Here is an 18,194-nt window from a genome sequence, read left to right as displayed (position 1 = left end):
CACATGACCCTATCGGACGCCCCTATCGCGGTCCGCGCGCGCGATGTCACGCTTACGCTGGGCAGCCGCGCCGCGCCGGTCGCGGTTCTCAAGGGCGTAGACCTCGATATCGCGGCGGGCGAGAGCCTGGCGATCCTTGGCGCGTCGGGATCGGGCAAGTCGTCGCTGATGGCGGTTCTGTCGGGGCTCGAACGTGCGAGCAGCGGATCGGTGAGCGTCGGCGGGGTCGATTTCGGGACGCTCGACGAGGATGGGCTGGCCAAGGCGCGGCGCGGGCGGATCGGGATCGTGCTGCAGGCTTTCCACCTGTTGCCGACGATGACGGCGCTCGAGAATGTCGCGGTGCCGCTCGAACTGAGCGGTGCTGGCGACGCCTTCGACCGCGCTGCGGCGGAGCTCGAGGCGGTCGGGCTGGGCCATCGGCTTGATCATTATCCCGCGCAGCTATCGGGCGGCGAGCAGCAGCGCGTTGCGATCGCGCGCGCGGTCGCGCCGAAGCCGACGATCCTGTTCGCCGACGAGCCGACGGGCAATCTCGACGCAAGCACGGGCGCGGCAGTGATCGATCTGCTGTTCGATCGCCAGCGTGCGGCGGGGGCGACGTTGCTGATCATCACGCACGATCCGGCGCTTGCCGAGCGGTGCGAGCGGGTGATCGAGATGCGTGATGGCCGGATTGCCGGGGAGCGACGCGTTTGAACGCCTTGGATTGGGGGGCGGCGTGGCGGATCGCGCGGCGTGATTTGCATGCGGGGTTTCGCGGGCTTCGATTGCTCTTCGTCTGCCTGTTCCTCGGTGTCGGCACGCTGGCGGCGATCGGTAGCCTCACCGCCTCGATCACGCAGGAGCTGGCGGCGCGTGGGCGCACTCTGTTGGGCGGCGACATCGAAGTTTCGATGATGCAGCGCGAGGTCGGCGTGCGGATGGGCGAGCTGCGCCGGCTGGGGCAAGTGAGCGAGACGGTTCGCATGCGCGCGATGGCGCGGACGGTCGGGCCTCAGCAGGGCAATGCGCCGCCCGCGGTGCTGACCGAGCTGAAGGGCGTCGATCGCGTCTACCCGCTGTACGGGACACTGACGGTGCAGAACGGGCGCTATGATCGGCTCGCGCCCGACCGTGTGCTGATCGGCCAGGCGCTGGCTGATCGGCTGGCGATCGGGCCGGGGGCGCGGCTGCGTTATGGCGAGGCGGATTTCACCGTTGCCGGGGTCATCGCTGACGAGCCCGATCGCGTCGGCGAGGGCTTTACCCTGGGACCGGTGGCGATCGTCTCGCTTGATGGGTTGCGCCGGACGCAGTTGATCCAGCCGGGCAGCCTCTATGAGAGCAAGTATCGCATCCGCACGCCCGCCGGCGTCGATGCGCCCGCGCTGCGCGAGCAGCTGACGAAGCGTTATGCCGCGGAAGGCTGGTCGTTCAAGGATCACGCGCGCGCTGCACCGGGGGCGAATCGCTTCTTCGAGCGGATGGGGCAATTCCTGTCGCTGATCGGGCTCGCCGCGCTGGTGATCGCCGGGATCGGGGTGAGCAACGGCGTGTCGTCGTATCTGTCGCTCAAGCGCAGTGCGATCGCGACGCTGAAGGTGCTGGGCGCGAGCGGCGGTGATATCGCGCGCATCTATCTGATGCAGGTCGGCGCGGTGGCAGTCGTGGCGATCGCGAGCGGGCTGGTGGTCGGCGCGCTGGTGCCGCCGGGGATCGTCGCGCTGCTGGGTGACGTGCTGCCGGTGCGGCCGGGGTTCGCGGTGCATCCGTTGCCGCTGGCGACGAGCGCGATCTATGGCGTGCTGATCGCGCTGGCCTTCACGCTGCCACCGCTGGCGCGCGCGCGGACGCAGCCGGCTGCGGCGATCTTCCGCGCGCTGGTCGATCCCAAGCTGACGATCGACCGGCGGACGGCGTTGTGGGTCGCGGGCGCGGCGGCGGCGCTGGTGGCGGTGGCGCTCGGAACGGCGCGCGAGCCGCTGTTCTCGGCGGCGGTGCTTGGGGCGGTAGCGGGCGTGCTGTTGCTGCTGCTGGTACTCGGCTGGGGCGTGTCGCGGGTTGCGCGCGCACTGCCGCGACCGCGACGGCCGTTGTTCCGGCTGGCGCTGGGCAACCTCTACCGCCCCGGTGCGCAGACCAGCGCGCTGGTGGTCGCACTGGGGCTGGCGCTGACCTTGTTCGTGACGCTCGCAGGGATCCAGACGAGCCTGGCGGCGGAGATCGAACGGACGGTGCCGAAGAAGGCGCCGAACCTGTTCGTGCTCGACGTGCCATCGATGGACGAGGCGCGGTTCCGATCGACGATCGCGCGGGCGGCGCCGGCGGCGGACCTCAATGTGGTGCCGGCGTTGCGCGCGACGATCGTCGCCTATGGCGGCCAGCGCGTCGCCAATCTCAAGACCTTACCCGAAGGCGCGTGGTTCCTCGGCCGCGAGCGAGGCGCGACGTATAGCGCGACGCTGCCCGAGGGGAGCGACCTCGTGGCGGGGCAATGGTGGCCAAAGGATTATGCCGGGCCGCCGCTCGTCTCGCTCGATGCCGAGGCGGCGAAGGTGCTGAGCATTGGCGTCGGCGACAGGCTGACGGTGAGCGTGCTCGGGCGCGAGATCGAGGCGCGGATCGGATCGCTGCGCAAGATCAACTGGGATACGATGGGGTTCAACTACATCATGGTGTTCTCGCCCAACACGCTCGCGGCCGCGCCGCACAGCATCACCGCGACGATCACGATGGACAAGGCGCGCGATGGACTGGTGACGCGCGAATTGCTCGGGGCGTTTCCGGGCGCGTCGGTGATCGCGGTGAGCGAAGTGATAGGACAGGTCGGTGCGATCCTCGACCAGATGGCGCAAGCGATCGTCGCGGCGGCTTCGATCGCGATCCTGGCCGGGATCGCGGTGCTGGTGGGCGCGATCGCGGCGTCGCGGCAGTCGCGCGCGTATGACAGCGTGATCCTGAAGACGCTGGGCGCGACGCGGTGGCAGGTGCTGGGAACGCAGGCGCTTGAATATGGCCTGCTGGCGGCGATCCTGGCGGCGGTGAGCCTTGTGCTGGGGATGACGGCAGCGTGGTTCGTGATCGTGCAGGTGTTCGACTTTGGCTGGGCGCCGGATTGGGGGCGGGTGCTCGCGACGCTGGGGGGCGGCGCGGTGCTGACGCTGGGGATTGGGCTGGCGGGATCGCTGCCGCTGATGGCGTTGCGGCCGGCGCGGGCGTTGCGGACGCTTTAGCCAAGGGTTGTTATCCCCGCGGAGGTGAGATCGAACGTCGGGCGGGCTGGACGCGACCGATGAGCATGTTGCGCATGGTCTTCAATGCTGGAGTGCGGACTGGCCGCGCATGCGGAGGTACTGAAGCGCCGAAACGACCCCCGGTCGGACACGAAAGCAGGGTCAGTAAGCCCCGATCGTGGCGGGTCTTGCCGGGCGCGGGGTCTATGCATCTCCGCCTGCGCGGGAATGACGAACTGGGCGGTTTCGCTTCAAGTAGCGCCTAGGCCGCCTCGTCGATCGCGGCGTGGATCATGCGTTCCCACGCCGCGATGTCGCCGACGTTGGCCATCGCCTCGCTCGGCGCTCGCAGGGTGTGGAGCACGGCGAGCGCGTCGTGGCGGTAGTCGCGCCATGTCGCGTCGACTTCGGCGCTGGCGGAGGCCTGATCGCCGCCGCCGTTCGCGCTGATCCGCTGGCCGGCGAGAACGCGGGCGATCCGTTCCACGACGGGGCCGGTTGCGATATCCATGACGCTTCTCCTTGGTTGCGGAGAAGCAACAGATCACGCGGCGCGGAGTTTCACCGCGCCGCGTCGATCGGCATCAGGCTTGAGCAGTCGCGCGTGGCCCGCCGCGGCCCCGGCCCTGGCCACCACCACGGCCGCCGCCGCCGGCACCACCGCCGCTGCCGCCACCACCGCTCGGCCCGCGCCGGCTGGCGTTGGCATAATCGCGCGTTGCGGTCGGCGCATGTGTTGCGCGCGGACGTGCCGGGCCACGCTGCTGGCGTGGGCGATCCTCACGCGGGGCGGGATCGTTGCCGATCGTCTTGATGCGGACGGCCTTCAGCGCGTCGGCGCGCTTCATGAAGTCTTCCGGCAGCGCGCGGACTGGGATCTTCTGCCGCGTGACCTTCTCGATGTCGCGCAAGTAAGGCCGCTCGTCCTCGGCGCAGAAGGCGATCGCAATGCCGCTCGCGCCCGCGCGCGCGGTGCGCCCGATGCGGTGGACGTACTGCTCGGCGACGTTGGGCAGCTCGAAGTTGAACACGTGGCTGACGCCCGAGACGTCGATGCCGCGCGCGGCAATGTCGGTCGCGACCAGGATCGGCACCTGGCCGGACTTGAACTCGGCGAGCGCACGTTCACGCTGCGGCTGGCTCTTGTTGCCGTGGATCGCGTTCGAGGCGATGCCATTGCCGGCGAGCAGCTTCACGACGCGGTCGGCGCCATGCTTGGTGCGAGTGAAGACGAGCGCGCGCTCGATCTTGTCCTCCTGGATCATCATCGTCAGCAGCGCCTGCTTTTCGGCCTGGTTGACGAACACGACCTGCTGATCGACGCGCTCGGCGGTGGTCGCGGCGGGCTTCACCGAAACCGTCTGCGGATCGGTCAGGAACTGATCGGCCAGCTCGCGGATCGACGAGGGCATGGTGGCCGAGAAGAACAGCGTCTGGCGGCGCCGCGGCACCATCCGCACGATCTTCTTGAGCGCATGGATGAAGCCCAGGTCCATCATCTGGTCGGCTTCATCGAGCACGAGAATCTCGAGCATCGTGAGGTTGCAGGCGCCCTGCTCGACGAGATCGAGCAGCCGGCCGGGGGTGGCCACGAGAATGTCGACGCCGCGCGAGAGATCCTGGCGGTTCTTGTGCAGGCTGGTGCCGCCGAACACGGTCGCGACCGTCATCCGCGAATTCTTGGCATAGCCGCGCGCGCTCTCGGCGATCTGGCTGGCCAGTTCGCGCGTCGGGGCGAGGACGAGCATGCGGGCGTGCGTCGGCAGGACGCGCTTCTGGCCTTCGACGAGGCGCTGGATCGACGGCAGGACGAACGCGGCGGTCTTGCCGGTGCCGGTCTGCGCGATACCGAGCAGATCGCGGCCGGTCAGAACGACCGGGATCGCATCGCGCTGGATCGGGGTGGGGGTGGTGTAGCCTTTGGTTTCGAGCGCGCGGACAAGCGGCTCGGCCAGGCCGAGATCGGAAAATGACATGGAAATAGTACCTACGTGATCGCAGCCCGCGCACGACAAAGGCGCGCGGAACGCGGGGGAGAGATGACACCCCGCGTGACTTGGGAAGCCGGTTCGATCAACCGAGACGGAGCCGGGGCTATTCGCCCGATCACGCTGCAAACGCCTCGATGCTGGGCTCGTTATGCGCGAAACGCTCGAAAGTCAAGACAAGCGCTCCATGATCTAAATATGTAACATCCACATAATCTTGCCGAAATGGCAGCATATTTTACGCGTTGCTAACCATCCCCCGTCAAGACGGGTAGGATGAGCGACCGCCCCACCTTCAGGATCTGGCTCGTCCTGGCCGCGCAGTGCGCCGTGGGCGTCGGCGGGCTGGCGGCGCTGGCACTGGCGCCGCCTGCGAGCGGCGCGATGGTGCTGCTGCCGCTGGGGCACAGCGCGCCGGTCGCGCGGCTCGCGCGGGACGGCGATGCGTTGCTGCTGGCGACGACGCCCGGGGGCAAGCTGATCGTGATGGGCGAGCGCCGGGCGTTGTTCTGGCCGCTGTTGCGCGCCGGTGTCCTGACGGTCGCCGCACCGGCGCGGTACTGCGGGGGAATCACGTGATGTCGTCGCTCGACGTGCTGCGGGTGCGCGGCATCCGGACGCTCGCCATCGTCGGCTGGCTGTGCCTGCCGTTGTTGTATGTCTGGGGGCATCTGCTCGGGTCGAGCAATATCGCGCCGGCCATCGCCGTCACGGCGCTCGTCAACATCGCCCCGACCATGATGGCGGTGCGCGCGCGCCACGATCTCGCCGCGCGGATGACCTTCGGCGTGATCGCTGCGCTGTTGCCGGCGAGCTACGTCTTCCTGCTTGCGGGAAGCCCGTGGCAGATGGATGCGCACATGTACTTCTTCGTGTCGCTGTCGCTGCTCGCGGTGCTGTGCGACTGGCGCCCGCTCGCGCTTGCCGCGGTTCTGATCGCGGTGCATCACCTCGTGCTGACGTACGCCATGCCGCAATGGGTGTTCCAAAGCGGCGGCACGGTCGGGCGCGTGCTCTTTCATGCGATCGCCGTATCTCTGCAGTTTGCGGCGCTGACGTATCTCACGACGCGGCTGCGCGCGCTGGTGGTGGCGCAGGATGCGGCGCGTGCGGAGGCGGAACGGTTGGTCGCCGAGGCGGAGGGGGAACGCCGCCGCGCGATCGATGCGTTGGCCGCAGCGACGCTCGCCGAGGAACGCTCGCAGCACGAACGCGCGCGCCGCAAGGATGCCGAGGCGCGGCTCGCCGGCGAACGGCGCCACGCCTTCATGGCGCTGGCCGACGATTTCGAGCGGACCGTTGTCGGTGTTGCCGTGGCGATCGAGGATGCCGCCGCGACTCTGGAGGAATCCGCCGGCACGCTGACGCGGATCGCCGCCGATGCCGGGCGCCAGGCGAGCGAAGTCGCGGCCGGCGCGTGCCAGGCGGCGTGCGCGACGCAGGACGTGGCGGATGCCGTCCATCGGCTGACGGGATCGATCGTCGACATTTCCGACAGTGCGGAAGCGCAGGCGACGCTCACCGGCACCGTCCAGCACAATGCCGACGCGGGCAATCGCGCGGTGCTCGATCTCGCCTCGCGCGCGGGCGACATCGGCGGGCTGGTCGGCGAGATCCATGCGATCGCCGCGCGCACCAACCTGCTCGCGCTCAACGCCACGATCGAGGCGGCGCGCGCCGGCGATGCCGGGCGTGGCTTCGCGGTGGTCGCGGGCGAAGTGAAGCAGCTCGCCGGCGGCACCGCGCGCGCGACCGACAAGATCGTCGCGCTGATCCACAACGTGCAGGCCGGGGTGCGCGCGACCGAGGAGAATATCGGCGGCGCCGCCGATGCGGTGCGGCGTGTGGCGACGGCGGCCGGCGATATTCGCGGCGCGGTGAGCGCGCAGCGCGGCATGGCGGCAGATATCGAGCGCACTGCGCACGAAGCCGCGCAGGGGGTCGACATGATCGAGCGGCGGATTGCCGAGGTCGCGATCGCGGCGAACGAAGCCGACGCCTTGTCGCGCGGCGTGCGCGCGGCGGCCGGCGCACTATCCGATCACGCGCGCCAATTGCGGCGGACGACCGACGGGTTCGTCGAGCAGTTGCGGACGGGGGAGCGGGTGGCGGGGTAAACGCCGCCGTCGCCGGCAACGGCTAAGCGGCCATCGCATCCAGGAAGCGCAGCATGTGCCGTTCGAGTTCGTCGGCGCGCGCGGCGAGCGATCCGGCCAGCTGGGTCATCGCGCCGGCATCGTCGCCCGCGGCAAGCGCACCGTGCAGGATTTCGTCGATATTGCCGCGGATGTGATCGGTCGCGACGCTCGCTTCGGCGACATGGCCGCTGATCTGCTGGCCCGCGCGCGTTTGCTCGGCGACGGCTTCGGCGACGGCGGCGGACAGGCCATCTACCGCGTCCACTGCGCCCACCAGCTCGCCCTGCGCCGCGCGCACATCGCCGATCGCACCGCGGACGCGCACCACGTCGCGTGCGATGCCAGCGGCGGCGGTTCGCGTCTGCGCCGCGAGTGCCTTCACTTCATTGGCGACGGCGGTGAAGCCGCGCGCCGACTGCCCCTCGCGCGCTGCTTCGATCGTCGCGTTGAGCGCGACCATCGTCGTGCGTTGCCCGATCTCGTCGATCAGCGCGGTGACGGTGCCAATCGAATTCGCCGCCTCGACCAGCCCATCGATCTGCTGCGCGCCCGATCGCGCGCGCAGCACCGCCGCATCGGTCGCTGCGCGGGCCTGCGTCGTGCGCATCGCGACCTCGCCCAGCGCGCCGGCGAAGGCGCGCGTGCGCCCGGCCACCTCGGCAAGATTGGCCGACGCCTGCACCGTTGCGGCAGCCACCGCCGCGGTGCGATGACCGACCTGCTGCGCGCGTTCGGCCATGCGTGCGGCGGTGTCGGCGACGGTATGCGACGCTTGCGAGAGGCCTGCGGCAAGTGCGCGCGCCTCCTCCTCGAAGGCGCTGCTGGCGTGCTGGATCGCAGCGGCGCGCGCGCCGGCACGGCGGCTGTTGGCGATGTCGCGCTCGGCCGCGACGCGGAGCAGCGTCTGCTGGTCGATCGTCCCGCAATAGCGGCCCTGCTCGGTGACGATCAGGCCCTCGGCACCGCGATGCTGCTGCCAGCAGGCGAGCGCGCCGCTCACCCCGCTTTCGATCGATACGGTCGGGCAGGGCTGCAGGCGATCGCCGATCCGGATCGCGAGGCTCGGGTTCGATGCGAGGGCATAGCCGAACGGACTGAACAGCAATTGCCGCACGTCGCGCTCATACACCGCGCCGATCGGGCGCCGGGCTGCATCCACCACCGCGACCATGCGCAGGTGCGGCGCGGCGCGGAATACCTTCACGACATCGAGCAGCAGCGCACCGCCATCGACCGTAGATCGATCGCCGATCCAGGCCGGATCGATCCGACCGGCGTCGACCGCTGCCGGTGCCCCATCCGCCACACCCCGACCCATTGCTGCGCACCCCATCATTGCCGCCCGCCGGTACCGGGGGAGCGGTAAACAGGGCGTTAGGGTTTTGTTGCGGTTTGGTGACGCGTTGGTGCCTGACCTCCCGCGTGCGGGAGGGGGCGGGGGAGGGCGTGTCGACACACGCGCCGTCTTTGACATTCCCTTTCCTAGCCCCTCCCGCAAGCGGGAGGGGGAACAGGGCTTACAGCTTGCGCGCGATCACTTCCTTCATGATCTCGCTCGTGCCGCCGTAGATCCGGCTGACGCGTGCGCCGCGCCACATGCGCGCGATCGGATATTCGTTCATATAGCCCGCGCCGCCGTGCAGCTGGAGGCACTTGTCCATGACTTCCCATTCGAGATCGGTGTGCCACAGCTTCGCCGCGGCGCCCTCCTCGTTGGTCAGCTTGCCATCGAGATGGCGCTTGATCGCCCAGTCGAGATGCGCCCAGCCGACCTGCAGCTTCGCCTTGAGGTCGGCGAGGACGAACTTGGTGTTCTGGAAGTCGAACACGGTGCCCTTGAAGGCGCGGCGATCCTTGGTGAAGGTGACGGTGTCGTCGAACGCGCGCTGCGCATTCGCCTGCACGCTCACCGCGATCGACAGCCGCTCCTGCGGCAGCTGACTCATCAGATAGATGAAGCCCATGCCTTCTTCGCCGAGGCAATTGGTGATCGGTACGCGGACGTCCTCGAAGAACAGCTCCGACGTATCGGCCGCGTCCTGGCCGATCTTGTCGAGCTTGCGCCCCTTGCTGAAGCCCTCGCGGTCGCTCTCGACCAGGATGATCGACATGCCCTTATAGGCCGGCGACGCATTGGGATCGGTCTTGGCGACGACGAGCGTCAGATCGGTGTTCTGGCCATTGGTGATGTACGTCTTGGAGCCGTTGATGACGTAATGGTTGCCGTCCTTGCGCGCGGTGGTGCGGATCGACTGGAGATCGCTGCCGGTGCCCGGCTCTGTCATCGCGATCGCGGTGACGACCTCGCCCGCGACCATCTTGGGCAGCCATTCCTTCTTTTGCTCTTCGGAGCCGTAATGCTCCATATAGCCGGCGACGATGTCCGACTGGAGCGAGAAGCCCGCGGGGACGCCCGAATAGGACATTTCCTCGTCGACGATGGCATTATAGCCGAAATCGAGCCCGAGGCCGCCATATTCCTCCGGCACGGTCGGGCAGAGCATGCCGATCTCGCCGGCCTGCTGCCAGAAGCTCTTGGGGACCAGCCGGTCCTTCTCCCACTGGTCGGCGTGCGGCACGCCTTCCTTGGTGAGGAAGCTGCGCACCGTCTGGCGGAACGCCTCGTGATCTTCGTTATACGCGAAACGCCCCGCGACCTGATCGAGCGACATCAATGCCTCCAAAAAACTGCTGATCGCTTGTCGCGACGGGCCGCCGACGGGTCAAGTAACTTTTGTTATGGTGGTGTCAGGCAACGCGCGACAATCAGCTTCGCCTGTTCGGGATTGAGCCCGCCGCGCCGGTCGGCGCACAGCCGTCCCTGCCGGTCGAACGCGACGCTGTATGGCAGGCCCGGCGTGCGGGCGAGCAGACCGGCGCGCACGGCTGCGACGTGATCCGGATCGGGCGACCAGCGTCGCGTAGCCGGCAACGCTGCGATCATGCGCTGGCTGGCGCGCGTATCATCGACGAGCAGCACGCGGACGGCAAACGGCCGGGCGGCCGTGGCGATCTCCTCGATCCGCGCGATCTCGCCGCGACACGGCGCGCACCAGCTGGCGACCAGCAGCAGGATCGTCCGCTCGGGGTAATGCGCGGGCGGTTCGGCCATCGCCGGGCCGCACGCCGGGCCATACAGGGCGAGCGCGAGCAGCGCGGCGAACGAACGCCTCATCTGACACCTCGACTCGGATCGAAAATCGTGATCTTTCGGGGCCTTCTGGGGGGATGACGACGATGCTGCTTCTGCTTGGCCTATTGGCTGCCGGTCAAGCGGCGACGCCGCCGAAACCCACCGCCCCCGCGACGTTGCAGCAGCAGTTCGACGCCGCCAGCGACGCGGCGGCGACGCCCGGCAAATGCGCCGAGGCGGTTGCGGCCTTCGAGGCGATCGAGCGGTCGGGCGCGGCCAAGCGCAACGCGCTGGTCGCCGCGGCGATCGATGTGCGCAAAGGCCGATGCCTGGTAATGATCGGGCGCGATAGCGAAGGCGAGGCGGCGATCCGTCGCGGCTTGCCGCAACTCGAGGCACGCGGGGCGAGCTTCGCCAACGACGTGCGCGATGCGACGATCATGCTCGGAACGGCAGCGTATCGCCGGTTCGATTATGACGCGGCCATCGTCGAAAATCAGGCGGCGCTCGATCAATCCTTTGGCGTGAACCGCATCCTGCCGCTGTTGCAACTCGCAAGATCGTTGATGTTCGACCGTGACGGTCGTGCTTTGCGCTATGCCGAAGAGGCGCTGGCGATCGTCAGGGCCACACCGACGATCGACAAGCGCGATGTCGCGCGGGTGCAGACGGTATACGCCCGCGTCCTTCTCAACCAGGGACGCGACAAGGAGGCTTATGCCGTATTGCGCGACAGCCTGGCCAAGCAGGGCGGGCTCGACACGAGCATCCGCCTCGACGACATCGCCACGCGCTCCGATCTCGCCATCGCCGCGCTGCGCAACAAGGACATGGACAACGCGCGCCGCTACCTCGCTTATACCGGCGCGGGTCGCATGAAGGACACGCCGTTCTCGCGCGCTGTCGCGATGGACCCGCCGGCATGCGATCCTGCTGCCGGCCTCAGCCCCGACGACATGGCGGTCGTCGAATTCACGCTGGAGGATGATGGCCATGTCGCCGATGTCGCGACGGTCTTCACGACCGGGCAGCGGCCGACCGCGATCGCCTTTGCCCAGGCGGTGAGCGATTGGTCGTGGCGGGCGGAAGACGCGAAGGCGATTCCACTGATCTTTCGCGCCTCGACGCGCGTCGAGTTGCGTTGCCTGCGGGCGCCCCAGGGACCATCGCTCTACCGGCCGCTCGCCGACGCGGTGACGGCGTGGTTCGCATCGCGGGGCATCACCGAAACGGCGTGGGAAGGCCTGCCGGATGCGCGCGCCTTGCCGCTGCAGCGTGCGGCTGCGTCTGGTGAGGGCGTGCTGGCGTTGCGTGGCGCGCTGTCGGTGGCGCTCAATCCCGCTGCGGACGAAAAGGAACAGGAGGCGATGCGGCAGCAGGTTCAAGCGCGGTCGGCCGCGCTTCAGGCGCCACCTGCCGTCCGCGTCCTGGCCCTCGTGTGGGACCAGAAGAAATACAACGCTACGCGCTATCGCGAGGGGCTGCGTGCGGCGCTGGCCGAACCCGGCGTCGCGGCCGACCCGATCGCCGCCGGCACGCTGCGCCTGTCGATCGCCGCGCCGGGCTTCAAGTCGCGCTCGCCGGCCGATGCGATGGCGTTGCTTGACGGTGTCATCACGTCGCCGCTGCCTGACACGCATCCGCTCAAGGTGGCGGCGCTCTTGCAGCAGGCGAACCTGCTCGCCGCCGCCAACGACTTCGCCGGCGCGCAGGCGGCGTTCCAGCGCACGGGGCTGACGGCGGAGCAATGTTCGTTGGTTGGCCTACGCCCCGCAACAACGCGTACGGGCGCGAGCAGCGATGATTACCCGATGGCCGCCGTGAGGATGGGTTTCGAAGGCTGGGTGCGCACCGAGTTCGACGTCACCGCCGATGGGCGCACGGGATCGCAGCGGGCGGTCATCTCGTATCCACCCTTCATTTTCGACGAGGCGGCGGTGGGCGTCTTGCGCGACGCGCGCTTCACCAGCAGCTATCGGCCGGCGGGCGCGTTGGCGTGTTCGGGCCAGCAGCAATCGATGGTCTTTCGCCTGCCCTGATGTTTGCTCACGACATGATCGAGACTGTTCCATTGGCTGATTCAACAGCACCCAAAGTGCTCGCGTTCGACGTGTTCGGCACCGTAGTGGACTGGCGGTCCAGCATCGCGGCCGAGTCGGTCGGCTTCCTGCAACGGATCGGCCGGGCGGACATCGACGCGTTCGCGTTCACTGACGCGTGGCGCTTTCGCTACCTTAGCGTGATGAAGGCGTTCGCCGCGTCGGGGCGGGGTTTCACGGTGCTCGACGTGCTGCATCGCGAGATGCTGGACGAAACGCTGCTCGCCGAAGGCATCGATCCTGCCAGCCTGGACGAGGAATGGCTGCGCGACTGGACGTTCGCTTGGCGTCGCCTGACACCGTGGCCGGACACCGTCGAGGGCCTGACGCGGCTGAAGCGCGGGTTTCCACTCGTTTCGCTGTCGAACGGCAATATCGCGTTGATGATGGAGATGGCGCGGCGCGGTGGCTTGCCGTGGGATGCGATCCTCGGAGCCGAAGTGACGCGCGCCTACAAGCCCGATCCGCGCGCGTATCTCGGTACGGCTGAAATCCTTGGCGTCGAACCCGGGGAAGTCTGCCTCGTCGCTGCGCATCATAGCGACCTGGCGGCGGCGCGCGCGTGTGGGCTGGGGACGGCGTATATCGCGCGGCCGGACGAATATGGCGGCCGGCGCGCGCCCGATATCAAAGCGGCGGAGGAGTGGGATTGGTCGGCCGACAGTCTGATCGCGCTCGCCGAACAGCTGGGGTGCTGAGATCGCGGGTTTAGCCCGCTAGGCGGAGCGCCCGCGCGCGGTGACGGGCCAGATCGCGGTCAGCACGTCGCCGCGGATCACGTGATAGGCATCGTACAGGTTCACGGTCGGGTCGCAGTGCGGCGTGCCCAGCGTGATCCGCGCGCCGATCCCCGGGAGATCGGGGCCGATCACTGCGCCATGCTCGTCGCCCATGAAGCGGTAACGCGCACTTTCGCCCGCGCCGGCGAGGATCGCTGGAGGGCCGGTATCGGTAGCGAACGCCTTCAGCCCGGCGTCGATCGTGACCAGCCCGGGCGCGTTGGCGCTGATCACGCCTGCGTCGACCAGCAGCGCGGTCTCGAACGGCTTCGCGCCGCCGTCGCCCAGATCGCAATCCGAATATTCGCGGTCCATGAAGATGTAAGAGCCGACCTGCAGCTCGGTGAGCACGCCGAGCTCGGCATCGATGACGTGGCTGCCGGTGCCGCCGCCAGTCACGATCGCCGGCGCCAGATCCGCCGCCGTCAGCGCCGCTAGGCACGTGCTTAGATAGTCGGTGCGCTCGACGATCGCGGCGCGGCGCTCGGCGAAGTCCTGGATATGCTGCTGCGCGCCGCAGTAGAATTGCACGCCGCCGTAGCGCAGGCTCGGGTGATCGGCGATGCGCCGGGCGAGCGCCACCGCTTCTTGCGGCGAGGCGACGCCGGTACGGTGGATGCCGGGATCGATGTCGACGAACACCGTCAGCGGCGGACCACCCTGCGCGGCTACGGCGAGTGCATCGACCACGTCGGGATGATCCGCCACGATGCTCAGCGCCGCTATGCGACGCGCCAGCGCCGCCAGCCGCGCGATCCCCGGCGGCGTGACGACGGGGGAGGTGAGGTGCAGCCCGTCGATCCCCTCCGCCGCCAGCGCCTCGGCCTCGCCGAGCTTCGCGCAACACAGCCCCACCGCGCCGCTCGCGAGCTGCGCGCGGGCGATGTCGGCGCTCTTGTGCGACTTGGCGTGCGGCCGAAGGATCAGGCCATGCCGCCGCGCGAAATCGGCCATACGCGCGACGTTGCGCGCGAACGCGTCGGCATCGAGGATCAGCGCCGGCGTGTTGAGCCGGTCGCGCGAGCCCGGCTGGCCGATCAGATCGCCGTGCAGGCGCTGGCTAGCGGTGTCGCGATGCATGCCGCTCACAGCGAGAAATCGAACAGCTGGCGCAAATGATCGTTCATGAACTTGCCCTCCGGATCGATCCGTTTGCGCACCGCGCCGAACGCTGCCGCCTTTGGGTAGAGCGACTGCACGTCGGCGCTCGTCAGCGTGTGGCGCTTGGCCCAGTGCGGCCGGCCGCCGTGCGCGCGGAATACCGCTTCCAGCTCAGCGAAGTGCGCCGCCCACGGCATCGGGGCGTATTGATGCACCGAGATCGATGCGCACGGGCCGGCGTGGAACGGCGACAGCCAGATGTCGTCCGCCGCGACCATCCGGAACTCGAACGGGAAGGCCAGCGGCATCTTGCGCGCGCGCAGCAGCGCCAGCGCCTCGCGCAGCGCCGCGACCGCGTTCGCGACCGGCAGCTCATATTCCATTTCCTCGAACCGCACGGTGCGTTCTGAAGGAAAGATCTGCCATGCCGGCCCGACGCGGTGCGAGGCGCCCATGATGCGCGCCAGCGTGCGCTGGATCATCGGCACGCTGCGCGGCACCTTGGCCGCGAAATCGCAACACGCCTGGAACACGCGATCGTCATCGTCCCCCTGCGACAGGCTGGCCGGCTCGGTCGGGTGAAGCGTCTTCAGCGACACCGTATCGGCGTAGGGGAACAGGAAGAATTCCATGTGCCGCGTCGCCGCCGCCAGCTCGGGCAGGCGTTCGAGCACCTCGGCGAGCGGGCGCCGCTCGATCCGCTCCTCGAGGTGCAGCGCCGGGATCACCGCGATGCGCGCGCGGGTCGCGATGCCGAGCAAGCCAAGCGACAGTCGCTGCGCCTGGAACAGCTCGGGATTGGTCGTGGTATCGCAATCGACGATGCTGCCGTCCGCGGTCACCAGCCGAAAGGATTGCGCGAGCGTCGCCAGCGAGCCGAGATCCCGCCCCGTCCCATGCGTCCCTGTCGCCAGCGCGCCGCCCAGCGACTGCGGGTTCACGTCGCCCTGGTTGGGCAGCGACAGCCCTTCCGCCCACAAGGCCTGCGTCAGTCGCTTCAGGCTCCAGCCCGCGGGTGCGTCGACGCTCTGCCGGTCGGGCGCGACGATCAGCTCGCCCGCCATGTCGTCGAGCGACACCAGCGTGCCGCTCGTCTCGCACAGCGGCATGAACGAATGCCCGGCGCCGGTGACGCGCACGGCCCTCGCTTCGCGCACGATCGTCGCCAGCTCCGCCTCGTCGCGCGGCCGCGCGATCACGTCAGGATGCGCGACGACGCTGCCCGACCAGTTGCGCCATTCGCTCATGCCCATACCTGCGGGCGGCGCTGCGCCCACGGCATTTCCTTTTCGAGCTGCCCCGCGAGCCGGTACAAGGTCGCCTCGTCGGCATAGCGGCCAGTGAACATCATCCCGATCGGCAGGCCGTCCGCGCTCATCCCCAGCGGCAGCGAGATCGATGGCTGCCCGGTGAAGTTGAACAGCGGGGTGAACGGATACAGCGCCACCTGCGCCTTGCCGAGATCGCGTGGGCTGACGGTGGCGGGATCGGAGAAGCCGATCGGCGGCGGCGGGGCCGCCATGACCGGCGTGAGGTAGGCATCGAACGCCTCGAAGCGCTGCAGCACGCCGCGGGTGAGCATGCGCAACTCCTGATAACCGTAGAACGCCTGCTCGCCGGTCACTTGCCGCGAGCCTTGCAGCGCGGCCCAGGTCATCGGTTCGAGCTCGTCCTCGCGCGGTTCGCGGCCGATCCGCTCGATCACGCGGCGCATGCCGGCGGCGAAATTGGCGGCGGATACTGGCGCGCGCGCCCGCGCCATCGCGCGATGATCGACGCCAAGCGATTCCTCGCGCACGTCATGCCCCAGTGCGGACAGCGTAGCTGCGGTGTGTTCGAGAACGGCCATGACGTCGGGGTGGAGCGGCTGTCCGGCGGGCGTCTCGGGCGACCAGCCGATGCGCAGCTTGCCGACGCTGCGGCCGACTTGGTCCAGATACGGCGCGTCCTTGGCCGGCACCGCATAGGGCGAACCCGGCTCGGAGATCCCGGTCGCATCGAGCATCGCGGCGCTGTCGCGCACGCTGCGCGTGACTACATGGTCGACGACGAAGCCCATCGCATAATCGAAGCCGTCGGGCAGGTTGGGCACGCGATCGCGCGTCGGCTTCATGCCGACGAGGCCGCAGCACGCCGCCGGGATGCGGATCGAGCCGAGCCCGTCGGACGCATGCGCCATCGGCACGATCCCCGCCGCCACCGCTGCGGCCGATCCGCCCGACGAGCCGCCCGCGATATGGCCTGGGTTCCACGGATTGCGCGTCGGCCCGTACAGCGTCGTCTCGACATTGCCGACGATGCCATATTCGGACGATGCGCCGCGGCCGAGCAGCACGACGCCGGCGTCGCGATAGCGGCGCGTGAGGCCGCTATCCTCGGTATCGACGACATCCGCGCAGAAGCGGCTGCCGCCAGTGTTCGGCCAGCCCGCGACCCCGACACCGAGATCCTTGACGAGGAACGGCACGCCCGTGAACGGCCCGTCGGGCAGTGCGCCGGCCGCTACCGTGCGCGCCTCGTCGTACGCGCGATGAACGACCGCGTTGATCGCGTCGTCGAGTCGCTCGACCTGCGCGATGGCCGCCTCGACGAGCTCGGGCGCCGAGACCGCGCCGCTGCGCACGAGCTGCGCCAGCCCAATCGCGTCATGAGAGGAATAGTCCTGCATCGCCGCTCCGCCAGTTACGAGGCCGCATGCTGGTCCGGAACGTCGGCGGGGGCAACCGCCGTTCGTGCGCTACCGCGGCCGCCGCTTCGCCAGCCGCGCGGCGTTCGCGCTCTCCCCGGCTTCCAGCGTGCGCCAGCGTTCGAACCGCTCCACCGTTATCGCGCCGCTCTCGATCGCGCCGCGGATGGCGCAGCCCGGCTCGCTACCGTGCGAGCAATTCGAAAAGCGGCAATCCTGCGCGATCGCGGCGATGTCGTCGAAAATCTCGGCGATGCCCGTCGCGGCTTCGGTCAGCTGCACTTCGCGCATGCCGGGCAGATCGAGCAGCCAGCCGCCGAACTCCAGCCGGTGCATCTCGCGCACGGTGGTGGTGTGGCGGCCGGTGCCGTCATGCTCGCGGATCGCCTGCGTCGCGATACTGTTCGATCCGCGCAGCGTGTTGACGAGCGTCGATTTGCCCACGCCGGAGGAGCCCAGCAGCGCCACCGTCTTGCCCGGCCCGCACCATGTCGCGAGCCGCGCGACCGTGGCGGCATCACGCGCGTCGACGCTTTCCACCGGCAGCCCCGGCTCGATCGCGCGCGCCGCCGCCACGAAGTCTTCCGGCGTGTCGGTCAGGTCGGTCTTGGTAAGCACGACAACCGCGGGCACGCCGACCTCGCGCGCCAGCACGAGATAGCGCTCCAGCCGCGCGACGCTGAAGTCCTGGTTGCACGACGAGACGAGGAAGACGGTGTCGACGTTGGCGGCGATCATCTGCTCCTTGCGCGGATCGCCCGCCGCAAGCCGCTTGAACAGGTTCATGCGCTGGAGCACCCGCACCGGCTGCGCCGTCTGTTCGTCGATCAGCAGCCAGTCGCCGACCGTCGGATGATCGTCGGTCGGTTTCGCACCGGGCAGATAGGGCGTGATCGACTGCTGCTCGCCGCCGCCCGACACCATGATCGCGCCGCGGTGGACCGCCATCACCCGGACGGGGCGGCAGTGGCCGGCTTCCGCGTCGGTCACTTGCGCGGCGAAATGCTCGGTCCAGCCGAGATCCTGAAGGGGTTGGTCGACTGGTTTCATGTCAG

15 protein-coding genes are annotated in these 18,194 nt (G+C 69.0%); 6 read left to right on the top strand and 9 right to left on the bottom strand.

Translation table 11 applies throughout. From position 1 onward, the window contains the following. Positions 1-3: 3 nt before the first annotated feature. Together LLW23_RS07220 and LLW23_RS07215 are read left to right on the top strand one after the other, a co-directional pair. The gene (locus tag LLW23_RS07220) at positions 4-699 is read left to right on the top strand and encodes an ABC transporter ATP-binding protein (protein ID WP_228948085.1); all 696 of its coding nucleotides are present in this window, start codon (positions 4-6) and stop codon (positions 697-699) included. Continuing rightward, entirely contained in the window at positions 696-3,215 is a 2,520-nt protein-coding gene (locus LLW23_RS07215; RefSeq protein ID WP_228948084.1) for an ABC transporter permease, read from the top strand. The genes LLW23_RS07220 and LLW23_RS07215 overlap by 4 nt, the downstream gene beginning before the upstream one ends. Before the next feature lie 262 nt (positions 3,216-3,477). On the opposite strand, the gene LLW23_RS07210 is transcribed toward LLW23_RS07215, so the two are convergent. After that, positions 3,478-3,726 carry a hypothetical protein gene (locus LLW23_RS07210; protein WP_228948083.1) on the bottom strand — a complete coding sequence of 83 codons (249 nt, stop codon included), beginning with the start codon at positions 3,724-3,726 and terminating at the stop codon, positions 3,478-3,480. 73 nt (positions 3,727-3,799) lie between these two features. Continuing rightward, complete coding sequence (locus LLW23_RS07205; RefSeq protein ID WP_228948082.1) at positions 3,800-5,191, bottom strand: DEAD/DEAH box helicase; 1,392 nt, start codon at positions 5,189-5,191, stop codon at positions 3,800-3,802. Between the two features lie 288 nt (positions 5,192-5,479). Here LLW23_RS07205 and LLW23_RS07200 point away from each other — a divergent pair, with 288 nt between their 5' ends. Together LLW23_RS07200 and LLW23_RS07195 are read left to right on the top strand one after the other, a co-directional pair. Beyond that, on the top strand, positions 5,480-5,782 hold the full coding sequence (locus LLW23_RS07200) for a hypothetical protein (protein ID WP_228948081.1): 303 nt from the start codon (positions 5,480-5,482) through the stop codon (positions 5,780-5,782). After that, positions 5,782-7,320: a methyl-accepting chemotaxis protein gene (locus LLW23_RS07195; protein WP_228948080.1), complete on the top strand. Its 1,539-nt coding sequence runs from the start codon at positions 5,782-5,784 to the stop codon at positions 7,318-7,320. Before LLW23_RS07200 ends, LLW23_RS07195 begins: the two co-directional genes overlap by 1 nt. A gap of 22 nt (positions 7,321-7,342) precedes the next feature. On the opposite strand, the gene LLW23_RS07190 is transcribed toward LLW23_RS07195, so the two are convergent. From LLW23_RS07190 to LLW23_RS07180, 3 genes are all read right to left on the bottom strand, one after another. Then, the gene (locus LLW23_RS07190; RefSeq protein WP_228948079.1) at positions 7,343-8,659 is read right to left on the bottom strand and encodes a methyl-accepting chemotaxis protein; all 1,317 of its coding nucleotides are present in this window, start codon (positions 8,657-8,659) and stop codon (positions 7,343-7,345) included. A 199-nt stretch (positions 8,660-8,858) separates the two neighbouring features. Beyond that, positions 8,859-10,013, bottom strand: coding sequence for an acyl-CoA dehydrogenase family protein (locus LLW23_RS07185; RefSeq protein WP_228948078.1), 1,155 nt, complete (start codon positions 10,011-10,013; stop codon positions 8,859-8,861). Between the two features lie 65 nt (positions 10,014-10,078). Beyond that, a complete protein-coding gene (locus LLW23_RS07180) occupies positions 10,079-10,516 on the bottom strand; it encodes a TlpA family protein disulfide reductase (protein ID WP_228948077.1) in 438 nt (145 codons plus the stop codon). Between the two features lie 62 nt (positions 10,517-10,578). On the opposite strand from LLW23_RS07180, the gene LLW23_RS07175 reads away from it, so the two are divergent. After that, entirely contained in the window at positions 10,579-12,513 is a 1,935-nt protein-coding gene (locus LLW23_RS07175; RefSeq protein ID WP_228948076.1) for an energy transducer TonB, read from the top strand. 32 nt (positions 12,514-12,545) lie between these two features. Then, on the top strand, positions 12,546-13,271 hold the full coding sequence (locus tag LLW23_RS07170; RefSeq protein ID WP_228948075.1) for a haloacid dehalogenase type II: 726 nt from the start codon (positions 12,546-12,548) through the stop codon (positions 13,269-13,271). 18 nt (positions 13,272-13,289) lie between these two features. Here the strand turns inward: LLW23_RS07170 and LLW23_RS07165 are convergent, their stop codons facing one another. The 4 genes from LLW23_RS07165 to rsgA all read right to left on the bottom strand — a co-directional run bounded on the left by LLW23_RS07165 (position 13,290) and on the right by rsgA (position 18,189). Next, complete coding sequence (locus LLW23_RS07165; RefSeq protein WP_228948074.1) at positions 13,290-14,432, bottom strand: DSD1 family PLP-dependent enzyme; 1,143 nt, start codon at positions 14,430-14,432, stop codon at positions 13,290-13,292. A gap of 5 nt (positions 14,433-14,437) precedes the next feature. After that, positions 14,438-15,730, bottom strand: coding sequence for a D-arabinono-1,4-lactone oxidase (locus LLW23_RS07160; protein WP_228948073.1), 1,293 nt, complete (start codon positions 15,728-15,730; stop codon positions 14,438-14,440). Next, positions 15,697-17,121: an amidase gene (locus tag LLW23_RS07155; RefSeq protein WP_228948072.1), complete on the bottom strand. Its 1,425-nt coding sequence runs from the start codon at positions 17,119-17,121 to the stop codon at positions 15,697-15,699. The genes LLW23_RS07160 and LLW23_RS07155 overlap by 34 nt, the downstream gene beginning before the upstream one ends. Before the next feature lie 69 nt (positions 17,122-17,190). Continuing rightward, on the bottom strand, positions 17,191-18,189 hold the full coding sequence (gene rsgA, locus LLW23_RS07150) for a ribosome small subunit-dependent GTPase A (protein ID WP_228948499.1): 999 nt from the start codon (positions 18,187-18,189) through the stop codon (positions 17,191-17,193). Positions 18,190-18,194: the final 5 nt, after the last annotated feature.

The sequence above is a fragment of the Sphingomonas radiodurans genome, assembly GCF_020866845.1.
Taxonomy (GTDB): domain Bacteria; phylum Pseudomonadota; class Alphaproteobacteria; order Sphingomonadales; family Sphingomonadaceae; genus Sphingomonas; species Sphingomonas radiodurans.
Note: the sequence above shows the minus strand (reverse complement) of the source record. Positions and strands in the feature narration are given on the sequence as shown.

Coding starts and splice junctions, on each gene's coding strand:
- LLW23_RS07175 (WP_228948076.1), top strand. CDS start 10,579: ATGCTGCTTCTGCTTGGCCTATTGGCTGCCGGTCAAGCGGCGACGCCG.
- LLW23_RS07155 (WP_228948072.1), bottom strand. CDS start 17,121: ATGCAGGACTATTCCTCTCATGACGCGATTGGGCTGGCGCAGCTCGTG.
- LLW23_RS07165 (WP_228948074.1), bottom strand. CDS start 14,432: ATGCATCGCGACACCGCTAGCCAGCGCCTGCACGGCGATCTGATCGGC.
- LLW23_RS07210 (WP_228948083.1), bottom strand. CDS start 3,726: ATGGATATCGCAACCGGCCCCGTCGTGGAACGGATCGCCCGCGTTCTC.
- LLW23_RS07205 (WP_228948082.1), bottom strand. CDS start 5,191: ATGTCATTTTCCGATCTCGGCCTGGCCGAGCCGCTTGTCCGCGCGCTC.
- LLW23_RS07220 (WP_228948085.1), top strand. CDS start 4: ATGACCCTATCGGACGCCCCTATCGCGGTCCGCGCGCGCGATGTCACG.
- LLW23_RS07200 (WP_228948081.1), top strand. CDS start 5,480: ATGAGCGACCGCCCCACCTTCAGGATCTGGCTCGTCCTGGCCGCGCAG.
- LLW23_RS07180 (WP_228948077.1), bottom strand. CDS start 10,516: ATGAGGCGTTCGTTCGCCGCGCTGCTCGCGCTCGCCCTGTATGGCCCG.
- LLW23_RS07195 (WP_228948080.1), top strand. CDS start 5,782: ATGTCGTCGCTCGACGTGCTGCGGGTGCGCGGCATCCGGACGCTCGCC.
- LLW23_RS07185 (WP_228948078.1), bottom strand. CDS start 10,013: ATGTCGCTCGATCAGGTCGCGGGGCGTTTCGCGTATAACGAAGATCAC.
- rsgA (WP_228948499.1), bottom strand. CDS start 18,189: ATGAAACCAGTCGACCAACCCCTTCAGGATCTCGGCTGGACCGAGCAT.
- LLW23_RS07190 (WP_228948079.1), bottom strand. CDS start 8,659: ATGGGTCGGGGTGTGGCGGATGGGGCACCGGCAGCGGTCGACGCCGGT.